This window comes from Ruegeria sp. AH3, from assembly GCF_056536265.1.
In genome coordinates this window covers 119,328-141,223 of the sequence record NZ_JBQFJL010000001.1, presented here as the reverse complement: position 1 = coordinate 141,223, position 21,896 = coordinate 119,328, and the positions used below count along the sequence as shown (strand labels likewise).

Here is a 21,896-nt window from a genome sequence, read left to right as displayed (position 1 = left end):
CCTGAGACATGTTGGATGAAATGCAGCCTGCTGATTTTGCCCAAATCAATGTGGCCTATAACCGGGTGTTTCGACCGGGACGGCTGAGCGTTGGCCTTGTGTTGCCACTCGAAGCCTATGCAGTCGGTGCAGAGCCGACGCTTCGTAGTCATCTGGAAGCCGCGCGGAAAGCGGAGGATCTCGGGTTTGCAGCACTTTGGCTGCGCGACGTGCCCTTCAATGTTCCGAGCTTCGGGGATCCCGGGCAGGTTTTCGATCCATTTGTCTATCTGGGCGCGCTTGCCGCGGTGACGGACCGGATTGCGCTTGGAACGGCGAGCGTGATCCTACCATTGCGTCACCCCGCCCATGTGGCCAAGGCAGCGGCGTCAGCGGATATGCTCTCGGGTGGGCGATTGCTGTTGGGCGTTGCTTCCGGTGATCGGCCCGAGGAGTACCCGGCAATGAACCAGAGCTATGACGACCGTGGGACTCGTTTCCGCGACAGCATTGACTACATCCGCGCGGTCGGATCGACCTATCCCAAGTATGAAAGCGCGCGGGGCACGCTGTCTGGCGGCATTGATCTGTTGCCAAAGCCGCATGGCACCCGCCTGCCGATGCTAATCACCGGCGGAAGCCAGCAAACACCCGATTGGGTGGCGCAGAACGGAGACGGTTGGATGACTTATCCGCGCAATGCGGCTGCCCAGGGGCAGGTTATTGCGGACTACCGGAGGCGCGTGAAGGAAGCGGGCCAACCGGACAAACCAGTCATGCAATCGCTCTATGTCGATGTCGTTGCCGATCCCGCTGCACCTCCGCGCCCGATCCACCTTGGGTTTCAGTCTGGGACTGATTTTCTGCGCAGTTATCTGCGCGAGATTGAAGCGCTCGGGGTCAATCACGTCGCACTGAACCTAAGGTTCAATCAAGCCTCCGTCGACACAACCCTCGAACATCTGGCGGACGCTGTACTGCCTGACTTTTCCTAAAGGATCAGACCCGATGACCAAGACTATTCTCATTACAGGTTCAACCGACGGCATTGGCCTGCTCACGGCAAAGAAACTGGCCGCCGACGGACATAAAGTGCTCTTGCATGGACGCAGCGCATCTAAATTGGAGCGCGCCGCTGCCGAAGTCGGAGGTGATGTCGAAACCTATACCGCTGACCTGAGCGATCTGTCCGCCGTTCGAAAGCTGGCCGAAAATGTGCGTGCCAAACATGACAAACTGGATGTGTTGATCAACAACGCGGGCGTGCTGAAGGCCCCGCAAACCGTGCTTGAGAATGGGCAGGACATCCGCTTTGTCGTGAACACGCTTGCGCCTTATCTGCTGACCGAATTGCTACTGCCGATCATTCCCGCCGACGGGCGCGTCGTGAACCTGTCATCGGCCGCACAGGCCCCGGTCAACATCAATGCGCTGCAGGGCAATGTCCCACTGACGGATATGGAAGCCTATGCCCAAAGCAAGCTGGCCATCACCATCTGGACCCGGGAATGGGTCAAAACACTATCCAATGCGCCGGTGATGGTCGCTATAAATCCCGGATCACTTTTGGCCTCAAAGATGGTGAAAGAGGGCTTTGGCGTGGCCGGGAACGACATGAGCATTGGCGCTGCTATCCTGATTGATGCGGCTCTGGGTGCGCGGTTCGCCGACGCTTCAGGTACCTATTTTGACAATGACAGCGGGGATTTCGCGGATCCACATGCCGCAGCGTTCGACAAAGGTCACGCTGCCGATGTCATGAACACCATCAGAGGCTTAATCAACCAGACGAGCTGACCCGAGCGGCGCGCTAGCGCCAAACACATCCATCTTTACCTCTCCCTCTCCCTCACGCGTGCCGCGTCGAGGCCCAAGAAAGGACTGCCTGATGAAGTACGAGAATTTTCAAACTTTTGAAGTAGCCGTCGAAAACGGCATCGCCACAGTGACATTCAACTTTGGCTCCGTGAACGTGCAAGGCCAGGAAATGCTGGCAGACCTCAACAGCCTGGCCATGCGGCTGGAGCGCGACCGCGATACCAAGGTTGTAATCTTTCAATCCGCCAACCCGGAAATCTGGGTTTGCCACTACGATACCGACCTGCTCAAGGACATGTCGACCGAGGCGGTATCCCGCGAGGACGCTCAGCTTCTGGACCTGCAATCGGTTTGCGAACGGATCAGTAAGGTGCCGCAAGCTACCATCGCAAAGCTGGAAGGGTTTGCACGCGGCGGCGGGCATGAGTTGGCACTGGCGCTCGACATGCGCTTTGCTGCGCGGGGAAAGTACAAGTTCATGCAGATGGAGGTCGGTATGGGCATCTTGCCCTGCGGCGGTGGTGCCTCGCGCATGGCGCGCCAAACCGGCCTTGGCAAAGCACTTGAGATCACCTTGAGCGCGCAAGACTATGACGCGGATGATGCAGAGCGTCTGGGCACCATCAACAAGGCTTTGGAGCCGGATGAGATTGGCCCCTATGTGACGGCGCTGGCCGAACGGATCGCAAAATTCCCAGCCGAGGCGATCAATGCCTGCAAGCAGATGGTCTATGAATCCATCGACAAGCCCATTGATGAAGCGCTGAAAGCCGAAGCGTATTGGCTCTATCAGGCCACCAGCAAGACCCCGGCTGTCAAACGCTTCACCATCGCGGATGAACAAGGTTTGGAACACGACATCGAAAACCAGCGCAAATGGAGCGATCTGGTGATGCAGGTGCAGGACATCAGCTAATCCCAACGACTTGATCACGTCAGGGCGTCCGGTTTCGACGCATCTTCTGACGTGGCATCAGAAAAGGAACATCCCAATGAAAGCAATGGTTCTGAAATCCTACGGACCCGACGCGCCGTTCGAGCTTGCCGAGATGCCCGACCCGGTCGCGACATCTGGACATGTGGTCGTCAAAGTGGCTGCGACCAGCGTCAACACTGTCGACACGATGATCCGAAGCATGGGCGCAGAGCTGCCTCTGTCCCCCGGGCTGCCTGCTGTGCTAGGTATGGATTTCTCTGGCACGGTCGTTGCGATTGGCGACGGTGTGACAAGTTTTGCCATAGGCGATGAGGTGTATGGTTGCGCTGGTGGATTGATGGATTTCCCGGGCGCTTTGGCGGAGTACATTAACGCAGATGCGCGCCTGATTGCCCACAAACCCAAGACGCTGAGCATGCGAGAAACCGCGGCTCTGCCTCTCGTCGGCCTCACCGCCTACGAAGGGCTGACACGTGCCGGTGTTGGCGAGGGGCAAACCGTGCTGGTTCAGGGCGGCGCTGGTGATGTTGGCCATGTCGCCGTGCAAATCGCCCGCCACCTTGGCGCAACCGTGTCCGCAACAGGTCGCGGTGCTGATCAGTTGGCCCTGATCGGAGGACTGGGTGCGCGTCCCTTGGATTTCACAACGCAAAAGGTCGAAGACTACGTGGCCGCGCACACTGGTGGCGCGGGCTTCGATGTGGTGTTTGACAGCGTCGGTGGGGCAAATATGACGAACTCATTTGAAGCAGCCAAGCTCAATGGCCATGTCGCCTCAACGGTTGCGATGGTCGAGATTGATCTAACGCCTGCGCATTTCAAAGGCCTGTCCCTACATGTCGTCTTCATGTTGATCCCAATGATGCATGATGTCGGGCGGCAAACCCATGGCGACATCCAGCGGACACTGGCGGATCTGGCGGATGCAGGCGGGCTCAAACCCATTGTTGACGAGCGGAAGTTTGGGTGGGCCGATGTCGGCGCCGCTCATGCACATCTGACGAATGGGGATGCGGTCGGGAAAGTTGTTGTAGAGCTGTAATTTGATCCAACTGAGATTGGTGCGCACTCAATGATCGTGTGCGCCAAGACGAGGGCTCTTCAGAGGAGCAGATCAGAACCGGCAAAGTGTTTTGGAAACATCGATTGCAGAATAAACAAGCAGATCCTCAAGGCCTCCTCGGATTTGAAGATATCTGAGTGCAAATGGTAATCGGTCCACAGCCCTTCCAGCAAAGCAATCAACGCGTCTGTTGCAAGTTTGGCGTCTACGTCCTCGTATTCACCATCGTTCTTTATTTGCTCCAACAGCGCCAGAACCACCGCTCGGAAACTTTTGTCTCGTGAGTCGATAAAGGGAAATACGTGTGGGTTCGAGAGCGCTTCAGCCCGAAACGAGAACCAGATCGCAACGTCCCTCGCATTAAGAACCAAGGGGTCGAAATCCGCCTTAATGATGGAAATCAGCTTTTCAGCAGCGTCCAGCTCTGAATCGTCTGCGATTGCCTTCCACTGCCCCACATAGCGCGCCGACAAATCCTCGGCCACAGCGAGAAGCAGCTTCTCTTTGGAGCCAAAGTGCAGATTCACCATTCCCCGCGACAAGCCTGACAATTCCTGAATTCTCGCCGAAGTCGTTCCGCGAATTCCGTACTTATGGATGGAGTCCGCAGCCGCCTGGATCAGCTGCTTTCGGTTCTGCAACCTACTCAGATCGCGAGCATTGGTTGGGGTATCTGGTTCGAGAGTAATCTTGTTTGTCCTTCGCTGGGGCGCTCGCTCTTTGTTTTCTCGCATCTAGTGGAGCAGAAGTTCAAGAATTGACATTGAATGAATATTTGTTCATTTTGTGATATATATTACATCCTGGTGCTACATGATCCCATCGAACTCCGGCTTTCCGTCCATACGTGATTGGGACAACGAACATTTCCTCCACCCGTGGGAGGGGATGTCATATCTGGGTCAAAATGAACGGACCTTCACCGAAAGTGGGCTTGGCGTTCATGTCGTGACAGAGGACGGAAAGCGCCTGATAGATGGGCCTGCCGGGATGTGGTGCGTTCAGCTGGGCTATGGAAACACCGAGATCGCTGATGCAATGGCCAAGCAGGCGAAAGAGATGGCGTATTTTTCGCCATTCAACAACGCAAACTCTGCTCCGGCCCAATTGGCACATGAGATCGCCAAGAGAACACCGGGAGATCTGAACCATGTGTTTTTCACGACCGGCGGCTCAACGGCTGTCGATAGCGCTCTGCGTTTTGTACAGTTTCGCAACAACCTGTTGGGCAAACCAGAAAAGAAAATCGTTATATCGCGGCAGAAGGCCTATCACGGATCGACCTACCTGGCGGCTTCGGTATCCGGGAAAGAGCGCGACAAAGGGTGGCTGGACCAAGCCTCTCACCTGACGCGCTTCCTGCCGAACGTGAACCCGTATACCCGCCGCACCGGTCAGACGATCGCAGACTTTCTGGATGAAAAAATCGCTGATCTGGAAAACATGATCCTGCAGACCGGGGCAGACAAGGTCGCGGCTTTCATCGCAGAACCGATCCTGTGTTCTGGTGGAGTCATTGTTCCTCCGCAAGGGTATCATAAGCGCTGTCTGGAAATCTGTCGGAAATACGATGTCCTGTATATATCGGACGAGGTTGTGACCGGATTCGGGCGGCTGGGATATTGGTTTGCTTCCAAAGATGTCTTTGGGATTCAACCCGACATCATCACCTGCGCCAAGGGCATGACGTCTGGATATGTACCCATGGGGGCCTGCATCATCTCTGACCGACTGATCAAAGACGTGAGCGGTGAGAACGCACAAAACGCGACATTCTCGAACGGCTTCACCTATTCAGGTCATCCGGTGAGTGCGGCAGCGGGTCTGAAGACAATCGAAATCATGGAACGCGACGGCGTTCTGGAGCATGTCCGTGCGATATCACCCTTGTTTGAAGAACGCCTTCGCACTTTGGGAGACTTACCGCTCGTTGGCGACACCCGCGGCATGGGGTTGGTTGGCTGCGTCGAATGTGTTGCCGACGCCAATGCCCACAATCTGCTGGATCTCGATAAGTCGGTGGGCGCGTTGATTGATCGGCATTGTCAGGAGAATGGGCTGATCCTGCGGCCGATCATCAACATGTGTGTGTTTTCTCCACCGCTAATCATTACGGAAGATGAATTGAACCGGATGTTCGACATCCTCGAAAAGGGTATCCGGCTGGCGACGGAAGACCTGACGCACCAGGGTGCTTTTCGAGCTTAGATTACAACAGAGTGGCATCGCAATATTACGATTTGCGATGCCTTCGTCGCCCTCAGCAGCGCTTAGCCCGCTCGCATCGCCTCGGGCGGCAATTTGATCGGGAACTTGGATCGAACCTCTTCATCCACCTTGCTGCCAAAGTAGTTTGGATAGTGATTGGACAGGATATCCTCCACTATCGACCGACTCCGCTCGAACATGTCCTGACGACCGGCTTTCTCCCAGGTATCAGTCAGTTCCCGGTCCATCAGGGTCGGATAGACATACTCGGTTTCCATGTATTGCAAGGTCTGCGCGTTGCCGAGGAAATGACCGGGGTCGATTGCGCATTCATGGATGACATCGATCGAAAGCGTGTCGTCGCTCACTTCAATCCCGCGAAGCGTTCGCGAGATCATGCCCGCAGCCTCGTTATCGATGACCATGGACTCAAAGCTACATCCCATCAGGCTGCCAACCATCCCGCCGAACTCGCAGAGCCGGTTGGCTCCGGCGTGGGCCGCCAAAGCGAATGTCAGCGCCTTTTCCAGACCGTATTGCGCATCGGGGATCTTGGAATCCGTCATGCCACATCCGACACTGGTGGGCAGGTTGTAGAAGTTACCCATCTGGATGGCCGCAGCTGAAATCAGTGCCTGCTCACCGCTGCCGCCTGTAAAGGAGCCGGTGCGCAGATCGGTGATGAAGGGCCAAGCCGCAAAGACCACTGGGGTCCCCGGGTTGATCAGGTTTGCGATGGCGACGCAGGATAGAGTTTCGGCTACAGCCTGCGCCAAGGTGCCCGCCAGCGGCGCAGGCGACGTCGCCCCGGCCTGCGGCGGGACAGCCAAGTCGCAAACCAACCCCATCTTCGCTGTATCGATCAGGATTTCCAGATTTTCCCGCCCGAACCTTAGCGGCGAAACGATGGGGCAGCCTCCAAAAATGACCGAGGGTTTTTCAAGAAACTTGCCCTCGCCACCCGATGCCAGATCGAACAGATGGATCGCGTCCTGAATATGCTCGCGCGTACGGAACGTCAGGCAAGATGGCTTCTCGCTACCCGCCAAGATGGCGTAGAGCATGCTCATATCGTGCTCGTAGTCCTGCGGCACATCCGTTGCCAGAACCGTATCACCGGTCATGTGAATGTTGTCGAGCCGGTCGACCAGGCGAGTGAAATCGTAAATATCCTTGAGCGTTGATGGCCGGTAACTGCGCGTGTCCGCATCAAATGTAGTCACCGCTGTTCCGGAGTTTGCGTAATACACCTTGTCCTTGGTGCAGTGCATGTCGTCCTTGCCCGCCCGCGATCCGCGCGCGTGCACATAGAATTCACTGGCGGCCTTGGCCAAAATGTCTTCCATCAGGGCGCGGGGAAAACACAGCCTGCCATGCGCGTTCACCGTTGCCCCTTTGGGCAACACGAGATCGAGAACCTCTCGTGTGGGGTCCCCTACCCCGGTGCGTTCCAGAATGCTGAGCGCAGCTTCGTGAATACGCGCCATATCGGCGTCCGACAGTGGTTTGTATCGCCCACCTGAAATGCCCGGCCAGATTGCCTGCGAGGCGGCATTGCTGGTCCGCACGGCGGCTCGCGCTTCACGCCCGCCCCCGCGCCGTCTTGATCTGCGCTGCGTTAACTCTGTCATGGTTTTCTCCGAATTCTGAGCGTGTCAGATCATGCTGAAATAGTTGTGATAGAAACCGGGAATGCTCCATTCCATCTCGGACAGCGGTCCCGGCACGAAGCGGTGGGAGTTTACGCCTTCCTGATTGTGACGGATGATCCGTTCGTCATCGAGCGATGTGACATGCCACAGCCATGTCAGGGCATCCTTATCATAATCGCGACCCTCTTCAGCATCGCCGCGCACGTACCAGACAATCTGAATATCAGTTTCCTGCAAGGCACGCGGGACAAACCGATACCCAACCACGTGATCTGCATAGACGAGGAAGTAGTTCAGCGTCCCAATCCCCAGATCGGTGGCTCCGCCATCATGAGTTTTTAACTCACCCAAGGGTGGTGCCAGTGGGGCGCCGTCCTTGCTGCCAGTCAAATAGCCGGGGAATAGCGGGTAGCGCCGCCAATAGACATCTGCACCCGGCGCGACCGCGTTTTCTCCGGTCACGTCCAACTCCTCCAAGGGAATTCCGGCTTCTTCCATCCGCTCATGAAGAGCCCCACTGAACTCCAGAACCTGAGCGGGGTCTTTCAGCGAATGGCTGCGTGAATAGTCCTGATGGGATGGCGCGCAGTGATAACATTCCAAATAATTCTCCAAGGCCAGTTTCCAGTTCGCAGGAACCGGATACGAGGCTTCATGGGCGACTTTCAGATTCTCAAAATCGAACGGATTTGACAGAGGGGCCAACCTCTCCAACGCAGTATCCAGCGACGGGGCGTCTTCTGCTGTGCAGACAAAAATCAGACCTTGGAAGATCTTCACCTGAACCGGAAACAACCCATATTGATCCGGATCAAAATCTGACCCCATTGACCGTCCGTTTCGTAGCTTACCATTCAGGTCAAAAGTCCACGCATGATAGGGGCATATGAAGTTGCGCGCCTTGCCCTTTTGTTCAATGCAAACCCGCGATCCCCGGTGGCGGCAAACGTTCAGATGCGCACGCACCTCGCCCTCGCGATCCCGAACGACAATGATGGACTCGGGCCCATAGTCGAACAGGAAGTAGTCACCGACTTCGGCAATCTGACTGACATGGCCGACCCAGATCCAGTTGCGGTTCCAGAACGTTCGGATATCGTTTTCGTATACTGCCTGAGACGTATAGAAATGACGCGGCAACGCGAACCCTTCCCGCTGTGCGCCCATCAAGTCGCGCATTACTTGCAAGTCATCCTTTGGCATAGCGCACCTCACTCGTTTCAAGGGAAACGACCTCCCGACGGAAAAACTCACGGTCGATATGGTCCGGATCACGTTCGAAGTTTCGGGCTGCCATGTGACCAGAATAAACGGCGTCCGCTATCAATCCGGGGCTCGCGGCATCACCAATCAGTTCCAGCTTTGTCAGCTGGTTGTCGGCCAAGCTTCGCAGCTCATCGTAGAGGGTGGTTTCGCGCGCGCGCTGCGTCACCAACACCACAGAACCGCATTCGATGGATTGTTCTCGCCCTGTATAAGCGCACCGCAATGTCACCTGACCGGGCGCAACGCTGGCCAAGGTTTGTGACAACAGCAGCCGAACGCCTTTTTCCAGTAGGCTGCGCTGTACTTTGGTCTGTTCCAGCGTCAACTCGGTAAACGGCGAAACCATTGAGGCCGGCGTTGCAAAGACGATCTCTCGCCCGGCCTGAGCCAGGTGATCCGCCAGCACTCCGCCGAGATAAGCTTGATCATCATCGTAGACCATAATTGAGCCGTCCGCCGGCATTATCCCGGACATGACGTCGTCCGGCGTGAAAACCTGAGAGCCTGCGCCTATTGAAACGCCCTGAAACGCGGATTTCCCGCGACCATCGCGCCGCCATATTGCCCCGGTTGCCAAAAAGACATTCGGAATGCCCAGTTCAACAACCTCACTTGCTGACAAGCGGCTGTCGGTAAACAGCTGAACATTTCCGCGTTGCTGCAGGTCGTAGATTCTGTGATCCGTCACGCGTTTCCAGGCGGATAGCCCGGTCAGGCCAGACTCCTGCAACACGCGGCCACCAAGCTCTTGTTTCGCTTCGGCCAGGGTGACCTCGTAGCCCCGGCGCGCCAGCTGCATGGCGCATTCAAGACCGGCTGGCCCACCGCCAACAACAAGCGCGGATTCCTCTTTTCCACGGCGCTCTATGATCTCAGGATGCCATTTTCGCCGCCACTCTTCGCCCATCGTCGGGTTTTGCGTACACCGGATAGGAACGCCCAGCGCATCGGATGAAACGCAGATGTTACAGCCGATACACTCGCGAATTTCTTCGACGCGACCCTCTTTGATTTTGTTGGGAAGAAATGGATCGGCAATCGATGGACGTGCTGCGCCGATAAAATCAAGAATGCCCCTCCTGACCAGCGATACCATCAAATCCGGGGAAGAAAGTCGCCCGACACCTACAACGGGCTTGGAGGTCACCTGTTTGACGAATTCGATGTATGAGGTTTGAAAGCCGTCTCGAGGCTCAAAGCGAGTTGTCGCAGAGTCGTTGCTCCAATCCGCAACGTTTACGTCCCACAAATCCGGCAACTCTGCCAGCAACTCGACAACAGCACGACCTTCTTCCCGCGCTTGCATCCCATCGGACCCGAGCATTTCATCAACCGCGAAACGGATGGCGATGGCGCAATCGTCCCCAACCTCTTCTTTGGTCTCTTCCAGAAGTTCTCGTGTTAGCCGCACCCGGTTCTCTAACGAGCCGCCGTATTCATCGGTCCGGTCATTGAACTGCGGCAACAAAAAGTGGTGCGGCAGGGTCATGTGATGCCCGGCATACACATACACAACGTCAAAGCCTGCCTCGCGCGAGCGCCGTGCTGCCGCGCGGTGCCATTTGCGAAACTCGCGAATGTCAGACTTGTCCATCGCCCGTGCCTGCTTTGGGTAGGCGGTTTGTAAGGAGAGTTCTGAAGGCGCCAGTAAGGGCGCCCGGCTCAGGTGGTTTTGCGCATGGTGGCCGTTATGCGCCAACTCAATGGCCGCCAGTGAACCCTTGTCATGCACCGCTTCGGTCATAAGGCGAAGCGCCGGAATATCCCGCTCGTCCCAAAGCCGGTTTTCGGCATAAGGGGACAGATCAGACGTGGGGTGAATTTCCGTCTCCTGATTGGACACAACAGCCCAACCACCTTCGGCCTTCATCGCCCGCATGGCGGCTTCGGCCTGCGGTCTTAAATGCCCCATGCCATTGCAGTGGGGCACTTGGTAGAAACGGTTTCGGGCTGTCACCGGCCCGATCTGAACCGGTTCGAAGAGAACAGAGTATCCGTCAGCGCCTGACATCGCCGCGCTTCCTCCAGAAAAATTGGAAATATTTCTGCCGGAATGGAAGGGCCGCTTGCCCTGCCATTCCCTGCTGTGTCGTTAAGGTGTTTTTAGAAGCCTGCTTTGATGCGTTCGAACTCCTTCAACATCTTGGCTTCAAGCTCGGGGTTTACCGCGTCGAAGAACAGGCTGCCGTCAAAGAAGCTGTCAACGTCCGAGAACCCATAGGTTTCGATCAGCGCTGGATCCGCCTGCGCAAACGCGTCCTCGTTGGAATGGGCATACCCCCAGCTTTCGATGATGTATTTGCCGCTTGCAGCAGAGCTGAGCGCGTTCAGCATGTCATAGACCTGCTCGTCGGATTGTTTGGAGGACTTCAAATGCACATAGCCACACACCCACGTGGCAATGCCCTTATCCACATCGCGCATCATGACCGCGGGCGTCTCATTCCAGATCAGGTTCAGCTCTGATTGGTTCCAACCCCAACCCAGCGTAACCTCTCCGCTGGCGATTGCCTGATCCAACTGACCCGCATCAGACCAATAAAAGCGAATATTGGGGTGTATGGCACGCAGGTAATCCGCCGCTTTCTGGAATTCCTCGTCGCTCATATCGGTATAGCTGGAGGCACCGGTTGCCAGCGCGGCCATGGCAAAGGCGCTGGAGGCGGCGTCCGGAATGGCAACTTTGCCCTGATAGGCAGGGTCCATCAGCAATTGCAGCGATACATCATCCGCCGAAATCATATCGGTGCGATAGATCAGACCCGTGTTGCCCCACTCGAACGGCACCATGTAGGTCTGCCCGTCAATCGTGATGCCGTCGACCTCTTTGATCTTGGGCATCAGCTTGTCCCAGTTTGCCAGCTTGCTGGTGTCGATCGGTTTGAGCATATCTGCCGCAACCCACTTTCTCAGCGCGTCTGTGCAGGGATGGGCCAGATCAGCCTCAAACCCGGATTGAAGCTTGGTAAACGCCTCTTCCACGCTGCCGAAATAGGTATAGCTGGGTGCGCCGCCGTATTTTTCGACATAATCGCCGTAGAAGCCCTGATCCTCATATCCGGACCAGTCAAAGACGGTCAGATCGGCTGCATTGGCCAGCGCTTGGTTGGCGGTAAAGGTGGCAATGACTGCTGCCGTAAGTGATGCTGTTTTATTCATGTGTCTCCTCCCAAAGATTCTCGTTTGCCTAAGTCGATTACCGAGGCGCTTTGAACGCCAAGCCAGACGGTATCGCCTCGGGTGTGATCGACTGTGTGAAAGTAGTTTGGTACTGCGACGGCGATGCTTTCGGGCATTCCGTCAATACGCACGTAATAGTGGACGCTCTCACCATAGAAGGCGACGTCCGACACCTCGCCCTGTACATAAGCGTCATACCCATCCGGCTGTTTCGCGCTGATCTCCAATTGCTCGGGCCGAACGCCGACCAGCAGTTCCTTGTCATGCACCTGAACATTGGGGTTCACCCCGATCGTCATCCGGCCAAAACCCTGAACATCTACTTCCAACGCTTCCGAATTCTCAGCCGTCACCTCAGCATTCAGAAAGTTCATTCCGCCGATGAAAGACGCCACTTCGCGATTACATGGCTGAGAATACAGGACCTCCGGCTTGTCGACCTGCTTGAGCTGTCCGGCGAACATGACACCGATCCGATCAGACATGGTCATCGCCTCGTACTGGTCATGCGTGACCATCACGAAGGTAATTCCAAGCTTTTGCTGAAGGCGGCGCATTTCCAGCTGCATGGCTTCGCGCAGGTTCTTGTCCAACGCGGAAAGGGGCTCATCCAACAGCAGCACCTTCGGCCGCATAACCAGCGCACGAGCGAGGGCCACACGCTGGCGCTGGCCGCCAGACAGCTCATTAGCCTTGCGGTCCTGCAAGCCGCCAAGCTCGACCATCTCAAGCGCTTCGGCGACGCGCTCGTTGATTTCCTTGCGCGAGAGCTTTGTCTTGCGCAAGCCGAACCCGACATTGTCGCCAACATTCAGGTGCGGAAAGATTGCATAACTTTGAAACACCATATTGGTGGGACGTTTGTTAGCAGGCACCTCTCCCATCGTCCGACCATCGATCCGAATCTCGCCCTCTTCGTGATCCTGAAAACCTGCAATGATACGCAAAGCCGTTGTCTTTCCGCAGCCCGAAGGACCAAGCAGCGAAAAGAACTCACCCTCTTTCAACGTGAGGTTCAGATCGGACACAGCCACAAAGGAGCCAAAGCGTTTTTCGACGCCCTGAATTTCGATGATGTTCTGTTCGCTCATCATATTCGTTTCCTTTGGCTTCAATCCGAGGATTGTGTGGAACGGCGGCGGAAATACTCAGCAATCAACAACAGCAGGACTGAGGACATCAAAAGCAGCGACCCCAGTGCCAGTGTGTTGGGCAGTTTTGCCGGGAAGCGGATCTGGCTCCAGATATAAACCGGCAATGTCGGGCTGTTGCCGGACAGGAAAAAGGCCAGCACGAACTCGTCAAAAGACACGGTGAATGTCACCAGCAGGCTGGCAATGATGCCGGGTGCAACAATTGGCAGGGTCACGCGCCGAAATGTTCCCACAACGCTTTCGCCAAGGTCGAAGGCAGCTTCTTCCAGAGACTGGTCAAAATCGTCAAAAGCGGATTTCATGATCGAAACTGCAAAGGGCAGCGCCACAAAAACATGGCCAAGGATCACGGTTGTCAGCGATGGTTTCAACCCGATACTTATGAAGAGAACCAACATCGAACTTGCAACAATGATGCCGGGGATGACCAGCGGGAGCATGACCAGCCCTTCGGACACTTCCCGTCCCGCGAAACGGTATCGAACATAGGCCCGCGCGGCGAACAGCCCCAAAGACGTTGCCATCAGAGCGGTCACACACCCGACGATCAGCGAATTCACCATCGCCTGTAGCAGCGTGTCCTGCTGACCCAACTGCGCGTACCACTTCAGCGTGAACCCTTTGAGCGGGAAGGCCACGATGGTTCCGTCGTTAAACGAAAACAGCGGCAAAAGCAGAACCGGCAGATAGAGAAACACCAGGTAAGCGACTGCATAGACAAGCAGCCAAGGGATACGAAATGCCTTGCTCATCGGATCCTCCGCCCCAGTGCGGTGACGACCACCACGAACAGGATTGCGACGCAGCCGACCGAAAGCATGGCAAGCAGAGATAGCGTTGCACCCAACGGCCAGTTATTGGCGGCACCGAATTGCACCTGAATCAAATTGGCCACCATTTTGCCCTGCGATCCGCCGACCAGAGCCGGGGTGACGTAATCCCCCACCGTAGGGATGAAAATAATCAGACAAGCCGCGATGATCCCCGGCACTGTCAGGGGCAAAGTCACGCGGACAAACCTTTCGAGTTTGCTGCAGCCAAGGTCGGTTGCGGCTTCCAAAAGGCTACGGTCGATCTTTTGCAGCGACACATAAATCGGCAGGATCGCAAATGGCGCCCAGGCGTGGGCGAGCGTCAAGACAACGGCGAATTCGTTATAGAGTAGAAATGTCAGCGGTTCCTGTATCAGCCCCAGAGAAATCAAAGCCGAGTTCATCACACCGTTAAAGCCGAGGATCAGCTTCCAACTGAACACCCGCAGCAGATAGCTGCTCCAAAACGGAATGGTGATCAGCAATAGCCAAAGCGTCTTCTTTTGCGTCCGAAACGCGATGAAATAAGCAATCGGATAGGCCAGACAGACGGTCGCCAGCGTCACCGCACCCGCAATCGCAACCGACCGGATCATCAGGTGCCGAACCAAGGGGTCAGTGAACGCCTCTTGGTAATTCGCCCAGGTCAGTGTCCGGTCAATCTCGACATAGGTCTGGGTCCAAAAGCTGTAGGCGACAAGAATACAAAGAGGCACGGCCACAAGCAGGCCGACATAGAGCGTCGCAGGTGCGCTCAGTGCCAGGCCCTTGCCCGTTTCACTTCTTATGACTCCGGCCATACTTCCCTGCTGAACTTTGTTTTCGGTGGCACAACGACATTCATCACAAAATGGACAATCGTCCATTTAAATCTGGAATTTTCGGACTGGCTGTGTCAACTGATATTTTCACAAGCGGAGCTGGCCAATGTCGCATGAACCGCTAGAAGGCACCGCAAGAGACTGAAAACAAACAGAACCGCCTGACCAAATGACTGGAAGACGCCAAGAAATTCGTGAACGGAACCGCCTATCTCTGATCGAGGCAGTACTCGACTCGGTTGCCGAGAAGGGAATTTCCGAGACCTCAGTCAGTGAAATCATTCAACGTGCCGAGTTATCCCGCGGCATGATTCACCTTCATTTCGGCGGCAAAGACAACCTCGTGGATGCAGCTGCCCGTCACTCGTCCGAACAATACTACAGTGGCATCAACTCTTTGCTGGAAACAACCGGACAAACTGGCCAGGAACATATCGAGATGATTGTTCGGGGTGATTTGAGCGAAACCATCCTCAACAAGAAGAATGTCTCCATTTGGTATGCATTTCGAGGTGAGGCCCGAAACAGAGCCGCAATCGCTGCCTTCTCAGATACGCGCGATGCAAAGCTTCGAAATCTGGTTTTCAACGCTTTCGCTCGCATTGCGAAAGAAGCTGAACTCGAAGACCCCAATCAGGTCGCACGCGACGCAACTCATGGCACACTCGCAATGCTGGAAGGTATGTGGACCGACTACCTGCTCCATCCGGATTCATTTGATCGTAACGAGGCAATGAGAATTGTGTTCCGATTTTTACGAGCGATGTTCCCCAAGCACTTTGACCTGACCGGCGCCTTGATGTTCGAATGAAATCTGCGGCTAGAGGTCATTTGGTGACAATAATGGCCGTGTCGCCTGACGCACCACAGTTCCACAAACTGTGGCGCTCCATCTGACATTACCTATCCGCACATGAAAAACCTTTTTTTATCAACACACTCTTATCACATTGGCGCGGTAGACTGATCAAAAATTTCAGAATGAATTACTTTCATTTAGTGAAGCGATCGAAGGCCTCGCCGCTCCTCCTTGAACAGCAAATCGTCACTCGGTTGCTCTAGGTTTTGCTAGAGTCCGAACCAACAATCTGAATAGAAGCGGCGTATCAATGATCCGGCGAGCCGCCGTTCGCCGTAGCGTTCTTAAAAGTTGGTAGTGCGGACGTTCCGGCTATTCGCTGCGCGTGCACCAACGGCGGCTTTTGGAAATTAGGGCCGCACGCGCAAGGCGGTGCGATCTAGCCAGGATCTTGACCAATCAATAGATCGACTCCCGTATTGAGCGAGGGCAATTCCACTAGGCCTCAGCCGACATCTGGCAAAATTGAGATTGGAGCACTGCCAGTTAAACTGAAATTCGGGGATCATTTGGGTTCTTGGCAAACAATGCCGTTGCATAAAGGATCTTGAAAATTCTGAAAACTTGGAAACCAAACTTCTTGAATATGCCCTGTTCAGCTGAAGAAAATGAGCGCACCAGAACTTGTGATCTAATGTGCCCGAGGCTTGCTAGGCGCGAAATTATTTCATCGGCCTGGCTTCGCTGTTCATCCTTACCATAGTTTCTCAACGCCAGTGCGGAATGAAGGGCATCAGCAAAAAAGGACTCTAGCAGTAGATCCTGCGCTAGAGCAGCAGTTTTCTTGAATTCACCTGCCGCTGCGGCAATAATAGCCAGGTTGCGAAGAACCATTGTGTCATTGCCGTGATCGGCTTCCCAGACCAAACTATAACGACGTCGAAGCTCCGCTTTTGTTAAGTTTTGTGAAAGTGATGCTGCAAGATACTGAGCCATCGCATCTCGGTCACCCATTGCGATCTTCGCTTCTAATTCGTCCCAGTTCATTAAGTATCCTAGCAGTCACCGCTACACTGTTCTTCACAGTCATCGGCCTTGTGCATCGCGTCAATACCGAGTCAAATTTCAATCGTGAGTCCCTGCGCAGAACAGAAGCAGTCTGCGTGCCCGATGCTCTCGGCGAGCTCGGTGATTGTTATCTGAACCATCCCGAGATGCAGTTTCACAATCTGCTGGCGCATTTTGTTGGCATCCATGGCTCGTGGCCTCCGTCCGGGACTGGCTTTTACGCCGGTGTTGAAACGAACGTTCCAACACCCCCGATCCTAGGGGCATCTCCGTCGGGCAATCAAGAGCCAATCCGACTCCAAACACCCCGTAAATGCTTGATTTCCGATGTTAGTTTTGATTATTAACTTACGTTAGGAGCGCTCTACGTGAATGTTCAATTCTGTTATTAGCTTAAGTAGTGAAACAGACGTTTCTAGACGAGGGAAATGCCTTGCGGCGGTCACGCCATCGATGCGTTGTGAGCTCAGACGGCCACAACACGGGACTGCCGCACTGAACTGTCTTTGAGACCAGGAGAGGTGCTGGGAAAGAGGAGTTGGCAACAGCTGATTTACATTTGGAAGCCGGTGTAGATATGTAGGCTCCAGGAAGGTGCGGCTTATTCTTTCAACCGGAAGAGGTCCGCGACATCAAGATTCAGAGCGTCGGCTATTTTGATGACGGTATTGAGACCGGGATTTCTCTCTCCGCGCTCAAAACCACCAATATATATACGGTCCAGATCCACTGCGTGGGCAAAGCTCTCCTGCGAGTAGCCTTGCGCCTTGCGGGCAGATCTCAGGTTGTTCCCGAAATCATTTGCTGTGAACCGATTTCTCATCCCCTGAAACGGCAAGAAAGATGTCTAATCGTCTACGGACTTATCGTATCATTTCGTGGGAAAGGCTTTATTCTGAGGATGTTCACATGTTTGATGCGTACCCTGACAGCAAGATCGAAGCCAACTCAGAACAATTTGCGGAGATACGCAGGATTGCCAAATCCCGCCTAGCCGCAATCAACAGCATGCCCGGCGCCGGTCTCGGTTCAAAGTTCAGACGCCACCTCGCGCTTTCCAGACTGAATGCACAGCTTTCATTTTTTTGGCTGGGCGATCCGCAGAGATGGAACTCTGTTTGAGGTACGGGTACGCGGAGAACCGGTGAAGATGTGCCGGGATGCGAGGTCACAGCAAGCTCGGGGAAGCGTCGAAGAAATCAACGAACAAGCCAGGATTATGTATACCGAAACCGGGAAACTGTTCGATCCGACAACAGGCCGTCGTTTGCCAAATTCCGAACGACATCGATTTGGTATCGTTTAGCACCAACGGCCCTTAGCCGACTTTGAGTACTACGTTGGATTTCTGCAACCGCGCCCGCATTCCGGACATTCGCTGCAATCGCGAGAACAAAAAAGCCCGCCGTCTGGGATCGCGTGAGAAAAGCGACAATTGGCTCTTGATCGTGAATTTCGATTTCATTTCTGCATTCTGAGTCGGTTATCGAATTTGACCGTCCCGCGAAATATTGAGAAAGCCCACAAAAGAGCTCTTTCATTTATTCAGAACGACGAAGGAGTGCATGCGCTAATAACTTTGCAGGGCGTATCTCCGGCATTTCGAAACCTGTGTGGCAATATGCTTGAGAAGTAGTATGCGTCCCCGGGGCCCAGAACCCTGGACTGCCCATCTACCGTCACTTCAAGACGGCCCTCTATCACAACCGCACATTCCTCTCCTTCGTGCGACAGTTCAGATCGACCCGAGTCGGCACCGACATCGTACTCTTCTATGAGCATCTGGAGTTTTCTGTCTCGGCGCTCTCCTGCGACAAGCAAATATGAAACACCGGGGGATCCAAGGTCGCGCATTCTTTCATGCGGGTAAAAAAACGACTCCTCGTTTTGCAATTCAAAACTGAAGAAAAAACCCAAATTTACGTCTACTGCAGCAAGGATCTTTTTGAGCAGCGCCACGGAAGGCTGAGTTGAACCACTTTCGATTTGAGAAATCGTTCCGCTACCCACTCCCGCGCGTTTGGCCATTTCGCGTTGACTGAGGCCCTTGGTCGTCCGAATCAACTTTAGACGACGTGCTGTTTCGAGATCTGATGACAAAACCGTTACTCTGGTGATTTCTTGCTTCGGATCGAAAGCATTCTAAGGGCGCAACGATTTTTTTCAATAACTTACAGATTAAAATAAAGCCGGGTGTGCGGAAGACCTGAACTCTGCAAGGATTTGTCATCAAATGAAAATCTGCTTCACGAGGAATGAACGTGCTCGATCAACCCAACACAATGTCATCGTTCTGGATGCCGTTTTCAGCCAATCGTGATTTCCTTCGCGAGCCCCGAATGATCCAAGCTGCCGAGGGGATGTATTACACCAGTTCTGATGGTCGGAAGGTTATGGATGGTACTGCCGGATTGTGGTGCGTCAATGCAGGTCACCGTGATCCGTTGATCGTTGAAGCGGTGCAAAAACAGGTGCACGAGCTGGATTACGCACCGAACTTTCAGTTCTCCCACCCTCAGGCGTTTGAGTTGTCGACAAAGCTGACTGCGATAATGCCTGAGGGAATGAACCACGCCTTCTTCACCAACTCTGGCTCCGAGTCCGTCGATACGGCGCTGAAGATCGCGCTGCATTACCACCGGATGCGCGGTGACGGCGCGCGCACGCGTTTGATCGGGCGTGAGCGTGGCTACCACGGTACCGGTTTCGGCGGTATCTCGGTCGGCGGTATCGTGAAGAACCGGATGCATTTCGGAACACTCCTTACAGGAGTGGATCATCTGCGCCACACGCATGATCCAGAAAAAAATGCCTTTTCACGCGGCTGCCCGGAGCACGGTGCGGAGCTGGCGGATGATCTGGAACGATTGGTCGCGCTTCACGATGCATCGACCATTGCAGCAGTGATCGTTGAGCCGATGGCCGGATCCACTGGTGTGCTTCTGCCGCCGAAAGGATATCTGAAGCGGCTACGGGAAATCTGCGACCGCCATGGCATTCTGCTGATCTTCGATGAGGTCATCACCGCCTTTGGTCGCTTGGGTGCGGCGACAGCATCGGAGTATTTTGATGTGAAGCCGGACATCATCACGACGGCCAAAGGCCTGACCAACGGTGTTATTCCGATGGGAGCGGTCATCGTATCCGACAAGATATATGACTCGGCGATGGCAAACGCAGACGCACCAATTGAGCTGTTCCACGGCTATACCTACTCTGCCAATCCGGTGTCTTGTGCCGCCGCGTTGGCAACTCTGAGGAGCTATGAACAGAACGACCTGTTCCGCCGAGCAGCTCTACTGGCTCAGCCCTGGGAGGATCAGCTTCACAGCCTCAAAGACCTGCCGAATGTCATCGATATCCGCAATCTGGGATTGGTGGGCGCGGTTGAGCTTGCGCCGCGACAAGGCGCACCAGGTGCTAGGGGCTATGACGCGATGAAGCGGGCCTGGGACGCCGGAATAATGATCCGCGTCACCGGAGACATCATTGCCTTATCTCCACCACTGATCATCTCGGAACCCGAAATAGCGACACTCTGTCAAACACTTGGAGAGGTATTGGCTGACCTGCCATAACCCCTGACTTCTAACCCCAAAAAGGACTGACATCATGAAAGATGCATCCCCGATCGCTTTGATCGGCCACTACATTAATGGCCAAATCACCGCTCCATCTGGTGAGAATACGCAGCCGGTTTTCAATCCCGCAACCGGTGTGCAAACCGGCGAAGTGTCGCTGGCGAACGTCCAGACAGTCGACGACGCAGTGGCCGCGGCAAAAGCAGCGTTCCCGAACTGGTCGAACACACCGCCGATCCGCCGCGCCCGTCTTATGAACAACTTTCTGGCTCTGGTGCGCGAGCACAAAGACGATCTGGCGCGTGCCATCACCGTCGAACATGGCAAGGTGTTCACGGACGCCCAAGGTGAAGTCGAGCGCGGTATTGATATCATCGAGTTTGCCTGCGGTATTCCGCAACTCCTCAAGGGCGATTACACGGAGCAGGTTTCCACTGGCATGGACAACTGGACCACGCGTCAGGCATTGGGCGTTGTCGCCGGGATCACGCCGTTTAACTTCCCGGTCATGGTGCCGATGTGGATGTTCCCGATCGCCATCGCCGCGGGCAATACCTTTATCCTGAAGCCGTCGCCGACCGATCCGTCCGCAGCGCTGCTGTATGCGGATCTGATGCAGAAAGCCGGTTTCCCCGATGGTGTGTTCAACGTCTTACAAGGTGACAAGGTCGCCGTGGATGCGTTGTTGGAGAACGACGACGTCAAGGCCGTGTCCTTCGTCGGTTCGACCCCGATTGCGAACTACATCTATGAAGTTGGCGCGCGGCACGGCAAACGCGTTCAGGCTCTGGGTGGCGCAAAGAACCACATGCTGGTTATGCCCGATGCCGACATGAACAAGGCTGCGGACGCCCTGATCGGCGCAGCCTTTGGCTCGGCAGGCGAACGCTGCATGGCGATCTCGGTTGCTCTGCTGGTTGGTGATGCTGCCGATAAGTTAATGCCGGTCCTGAAAGAGCGCGCCGAAACTCTGAAGGTCAAGAATGGCCTAGAGCTGGACGCCGAGATGGGACCGATCGTGACGGCTGCTGCGCGCGACCGGATCAAGGGCTACATCGACTCTGGCGTTGCAGAAGGTGCTGACCTGCTGGTCGATGGCCGCGACTTTACCGTCGCAGGCCACGAGCAAGGCTATTTCCTGGGCGGCACCCTGTTCGACAACGTCACCCCCGACATGAAGATCTACAAGGAAGAGATCTTTGGCCCGGTTCTGTCCTGCGTCCGCGTCTCGAACTTCGCCGAAGGCCTGCAACTGATCAACGACCACGAGTTTGGCAACGGCGTGTCGTTGTTCACCCGCGACGGCAATGCTGCACGTGAGTTTGGCAAGCAGGTTCAGGTCGGCATGGTCGGCGTCAATGTTCCGATCCCGGTTCCGATGGCCTGGCACGGTTTTGGCGGCTGGAAGAAGAGCCTGTTCGGCGACATGCACGCCTATGGCGAGGAGGGTGTGCGTTTCTACACCAAGCAGAAATCCATCATGCAGCGCTGGCCCGAAAGTATCTCGGAAGGTGCCGAGTTCGTCATGCCAACCGCAAAATGATCATCCGTTCCAAGG

General features: G+C 55.1%; 21 protein-coding genes. 9 read left to right on the top strand and 12 right to left on the bottom strand.

Features of this window, described 5'->3' with window-relative positions:
• Positions 1 to 8 precede the first annotated feature (8 nt).
• The 4 genes from ACR3EM_RS00700 (at position 9) to ACR3EM_RS00685 (ending at position 3,776) form a co-directional block, all read left to right on the top strand.
• Positions 9 to 974 carry an LLM class oxidoreductase gene (locus ACR3EM_RS00700; RefSeq protein ID WP_480468904.1) on the top strand — a complete coding sequence of 322 codons (966 nt, stop codon included), beginning with the start codon at positions 9 to 11 and terminating at the stop codon, positions 972 to 974.
• A gap of 13 nt (positions 975 to 987) precedes the next feature.
• Positions 988 to 1,776: an SDR family NAD(P)-dependent oxidoreductase gene (locus tag ACR3EM_RS00695; RefSeq protein WP_480468903.1), complete on the top strand. Its 789-nt coding sequence runs from the start codon at positions 988 to 990 to the stop codon at positions 1,774 to 1,776.
• 91 nt (positions 1,777 to 1,867) lie between these two features.
• Positions 1,868 to 2,713, top strand: a complete 846-nt coding sequence (locus tag ACR3EM_RS00690; RefSeq protein WP_480468902.1) for an enoyl-CoA hydratase/isomerase family protein — start codon at positions 1,868 to 1,870, stop codon at positions 2,711 to 2,713.
• Between the two features lie 76 nt (positions 2,714 to 2,789).
• Positions 2,790 to 3,776: a zinc-dependent alcohol dehydrogenase family protein gene (locus ACR3EM_RS00685; protein WP_480468901.1), complete on the top strand. Its 987-nt coding sequence runs from the start codon at positions 2,790 to 2,792 to the stop codon at positions 3,774 to 3,776.
• 59 nt (positions 3,777 to 3,835) lie between these two features.
• On the opposite strand, the gene ACR3EM_RS00680 is transcribed toward ACR3EM_RS00685, so the two are convergent.
• Positions 3,836 to 4,531: a TetR/AcrR family transcriptional regulator gene (locus tag ACR3EM_RS00680; protein WP_480468900.1), complete on the bottom strand. Its 696-nt coding sequence runs from the start codon at positions 4,529 to 4,531 to the stop codon at positions 3,836 to 3,838.
• A gap of 79 nt (positions 4,532 to 4,610) precedes the next feature.
• Between ACR3EM_RS00680 and ACR3EM_RS00675 the strand changes: the two genes are divergently transcribed.
• A complete protein-coding gene (locus ACR3EM_RS00675; protein WP_480468899.1) occupies positions 4,611 to 6,005 on the top strand; it encodes an aminotransferase in 1,395 nt (464 codons plus the stop codon).
• Between the two features lie 62 nt (positions 6,006 to 6,067).
• Here ACR3EM_RS00675 and ACR3EM_RS00670 read toward each other — a convergent pair whose 3' ends face one another.
• The 7 genes from ACR3EM_RS00670 to ACR3EM_RS00640 form a co-directional block, all read right to left on the bottom strand.
• On the bottom strand, positions 6,068 to 7,636 hold the full coding sequence (locus tag ACR3EM_RS00670) for a trimethylamine methyltransferase family protein (RefSeq protein WP_480468898.1): 1,569 nt from the start codon (positions 7,634 to 7,636) through the stop codon (positions 6,068 to 6,070).
• 24 nt (positions 7,637 to 7,660) lie between these two features.
• Positions 7,661 to 8,860 (bottom strand): aromatic ring-hydroxylating oxygenase subunit alpha, encoded by a 1,200-nt coding sequence (locus ACR3EM_RS00665; RefSeq protein WP_480468897.1) that lies wholly within the window; start codon positions 8,858 to 8,860, stop codon positions 7,661 to 7,663.
• Positions 8,847 to 10,934: an FAD-dependent oxidoreductase gene (locus ACR3EM_RS00660; protein WP_480468896.1), complete on the bottom strand. Its 2,088-nt coding sequence runs from the start codon at positions 10,932 to 10,934 to the stop codon at positions 8,847 to 8,849. Before ACR3EM_RS00660 ends, ACR3EM_RS00665 begins: the two co-directional genes overlap by 14 nt.
• A 92-nt stretch (positions 10,935 to 11,026) precedes the next feature.
• Complete coding sequence (locus ACR3EM_RS00655; protein ID WP_480468895.1) at positions 11,027 to 12,082, bottom strand: ABC transporter substrate-binding protein; 1,056 nt, start codon at positions 12,080 to 12,082, stop codon at positions 11,027 to 11,029.
• Positions 12,079 to 13,194: an ABC transporter ATP-binding protein gene (locus ACR3EM_RS00650; RefSeq protein WP_480468894.1), complete on the bottom strand. Its 1,116-nt coding sequence runs from the start codon at positions 13,192 to 13,194 to the stop codon at positions 12,079 to 12,081. The genes ACR3EM_RS00655 and ACR3EM_RS00650 overlap by 4 nt, the downstream gene beginning before the upstream one ends.
• A 20-nt stretch (positions 13,195 to 13,214) precedes the next feature.
• The gene (locus tag ACR3EM_RS00645) at positions 13,215 to 14,009 is read right to left on the bottom strand and encodes an ABC transporter permease (protein ID WP_480468893.1); all 795 of its coding nucleotides are present in this window, start codon (positions 14,007 to 14,009) and stop codon (positions 13,215 to 13,217) included.
• Positions 14,006 to 14,869 (bottom strand): ABC transporter permease, encoded by an 864-nt coding sequence (locus tag ACR3EM_RS00640; protein ID WP_480468892.1) that lies wholly within the window; start codon positions 14,867 to 14,869, stop codon positions 14,006 to 14,008. Before ACR3EM_RS00640 ends, ACR3EM_RS00645 begins: the two co-directional genes overlap by 4 nt.
• Positions 14,870 to 15,059: 190 nt before the next feature.
• On the opposite strand from ACR3EM_RS00640, the gene ACR3EM_RS00635 reads away from it, so the two are divergent.
• Entirely contained in the window at positions 15,060 to 15,701 is a 642-nt protein-coding gene (locus ACR3EM_RS00635; RefSeq protein WP_480468891.1) for a TetR family transcriptional regulator C-terminal domain-containing protein, read from the top strand.
• A gap of 534 nt (positions 15,702 to 16,235) precedes the next feature.
• Here ACR3EM_RS00635 and ACR3EM_RS00630 read toward each other — a convergent pair.
• The 3 genes from ACR3EM_RS00630 to ACR3EM_RS00620 all read right to left on the bottom strand — a co-directional run bounded on the left by ACR3EM_RS00630 (position 16,236) and on the right by ACR3EM_RS00620 (position 17,580).
• A complete protein-coding gene (locus ACR3EM_RS00630) occupies positions 16,236 to 16,736 on the bottom strand; it encodes a hypothetical protein (RefSeq protein ID WP_480468890.1) in 501 nt (166 codons plus the stop codon).
• A 71-nt stretch (positions 16,737 to 16,807) separates the two neighbouring features.
• Entirely contained in the window at positions 16,808 to 16,945 is a 138-nt protein-coding gene (locus ACR3EM_RS00625; protein ID WP_480468889.1) for a hypothetical protein, read from the bottom strand.
• 413 nt (positions 16,946 to 17,358) lie between these two features.
• Entirely contained in the window at positions 17,359 to 17,580 is a 222-nt protein-coding gene (locus ACR3EM_RS00620) for a helix-turn-helix domain-containing protein (RefSeq protein ID WP_480468888.1), read from the bottom strand.
• An 86-nt stretch (positions 17,581 to 17,666) separates the two neighbouring features.
• Here ACR3EM_RS00620 and ACR3EM_RS00615 point away from each other — a divergent pair, with 86 nt between their 5' ends.
• A complete protein-coding gene (locus ACR3EM_RS00615) occupies positions 17,667 to 17,879 on the top strand; it encodes a hypothetical protein (RefSeq protein ID WP_480468887.1) in 213 nt (70 codons plus the stop codon).
• 423 nt (positions 17,880 to 18,302) lie between these two features.
• Here ACR3EM_RS00615 and ACR3EM_RS00610 read toward each other — a convergent pair whose 3' ends face one another.
• The gene (locus ACR3EM_RS00610; RefSeq protein WP_480468886.1) at positions 18,303 to 18,857 is read right to left on the bottom strand and encodes a cupin domain-containing protein; all 555 of its coding nucleotides are present in this window, start codon (positions 18,855 to 18,857) and stop codon (positions 18,303 to 18,305) included.
• A gap of 155 nt (positions 18,858 to 19,012) precedes the next feature.
• On the opposite strand from ACR3EM_RS00610, the gene aptA reads away from it, so the two are divergent.
• A complete protein-coding gene (gene aptA, locus ACR3EM_RS00605; RefSeq protein ID WP_480468885.1) occupies positions 19,013 to 20,335 on the top strand; it encodes an omega-aminotransferase AptA in 1,323 nt (440 codons plus the stop codon).
• A 34-nt stretch (positions 20,336 to 20,369) separates the two neighbouring features.
• The gene (locus ACR3EM_RS00600; protein WP_480468884.1) at positions 20,370 to 21,881 is read left to right on the top strand and encodes a CoA-acylating methylmalonate-semialdehyde dehydrogenase; all 1,512 of its coding nucleotides are present in this window, start codon (positions 20,370 to 20,372) and stop codon (positions 21,879 to 21,881) included.
• Positions 21,882 to 21,896: the final 15 nt, after the last annotated feature.

What these genes read in the sequence shown, in the direction of transcription:
- ACR3EM_RS00675 (WP_480468899.1), top strand. Translation starts at nt 4,611, where the DNA reads ATGATCCCATCGAACTCCGGCTTTCCGTCCATACGTGATTGGGACAAC.
- ACR3EM_RS00665 (WP_480468897.1), bottom strand. Translation starts at nt 8,860, where the DNA reads ATGCCAAAGGATGACTTGCAAGTAATGCGCGACTTGATGGGCGCACAG.
- ACR3EM_RS00630 (WP_480468890.1), bottom strand. Translation starts at nt 16,736, where the DNA reads ATGAACTGGGACGAATTAGAAGCGAAGATCGCAATGGGTGACCGAGAT.
- ACR3EM_RS00695 (WP_480468903.1), top strand. Translation starts at nt 988, where the DNA reads ATGACCAAGACTATTCTCATTACAGGTTCAACCGACGGCATTGGCCTG.
- ACR3EM_RS00650 (WP_480468894.1), bottom strand. Translation starts at nt 13,194, where the DNA reads ATGAGCGAACAGAACATCATCGAAATTCAGGGCGTCGAAAAACGCTTT.
- ACR3EM_RS00680 (WP_480468900.1), bottom strand. Translation starts at nt 4,531, where the DNA reads ATGCGAGAAAACAAAGAGCGAGCGCCCCAGCGAAGGACAAACAAGATT.
- aptA (WP_480468885.1), top strand. Translation starts at nt 19,013, where the DNA reads ATGAACGTGCTCGATCAACCCAACACAATGTCATCGTTCTGGATGCCG.
- ACR3EM_RS00600 (WP_480468884.1), top strand. Translation starts at nt 20,370, where the DNA reads ATGAAAGATGCATCCCCGATCGCTTTGATCGGCCACTACATTAATGGC.
- ACR3EM_RS00690 (WP_480468902.1), top strand. Translation starts at nt 1,868, where the DNA reads ATGAAGTACGAGAATTTTCAAACTTTTGAAGTAGCCGTCGAAAACGGC.
- ACR3EM_RS00625 (WP_480468889.1), bottom strand. Translation starts at nt 16,945, where the DNA reads ATGGATGCCAACAAAATGCGCCAGCAGATTGTGAAACTGCATCTCGGG.
- ACR3EM_RS00615 (WP_480468887.1), top strand. Translation starts at nt 17,667, where the DNA reads ATGTTTGATGCGTACCCTGACAGCAAGATCGAAGCCAACTCAGAACAA.
- ACR3EM_RS00640 (WP_480468892.1), bottom strand. Translation starts at nt 14,869, where the DNA reads ATGGCCGGAGTCATAAGAAGTGAAACGGGCAAGGGCCTGGCACTGAGC.
- ACR3EM_RS00660 (WP_480468896.1), bottom strand. Translation starts at nt 10,934, where the DNA reads ATGTCAGGCGCTGACGGATACTCTGTTCTCTTCGAACCGGTTCAGATC.
- ACR3EM_RS00635 (WP_480468891.1), top strand. Translation starts at nt 15,060, where the DNA reads ATGACTGGAAGACGCCAAGAAATTCGTGAACGGAACCGCCTATCTCTG.
- ACR3EM_RS00645 (WP_480468893.1), bottom strand. Translation starts at nt 14,009, where the DNA reads ATGAGCAAGGCATTTCGTATCCCTTGGCTGCTTGTCTATGCAGTCGCT.
- ACR3EM_RS00670 (WP_480468898.1), bottom strand. Translation starts at nt 7,636, where the DNA reads ATGACAGAGTTAACGCAGCGCAGATCAAGACGGCGCGGGGGCGGGCGT.
- ACR3EM_RS00700 (WP_480468904.1), top strand. Translation starts at nt 9, where the DNA reads ATGTTGGATGAAATGCAGCCTGCTGATTTTGCCCAAATCAATGTGGCC.
- ACR3EM_RS00655 (WP_480468895.1), bottom strand. Translation starts at nt 12,082, where the DNA reads ATGAATAAAACAGCATCACTTACGGCAGCAGTCATTGCCACCTTTACC.
- ACR3EM_RS00685 (WP_480468901.1), top strand. Translation starts at nt 2,790, where the DNA reads ATGAAAGCAATGGTTCTGAAATCCTACGGACCCGACGCGCCGTTCGAG.
- ACR3EM_RS00620 (WP_480468888.1), bottom strand. Translation starts at nt 17,580, where the DNA reads ATGAGAAATCGGTTCACAGCAAATGATTTCGGGAACAACCTGAGATCT.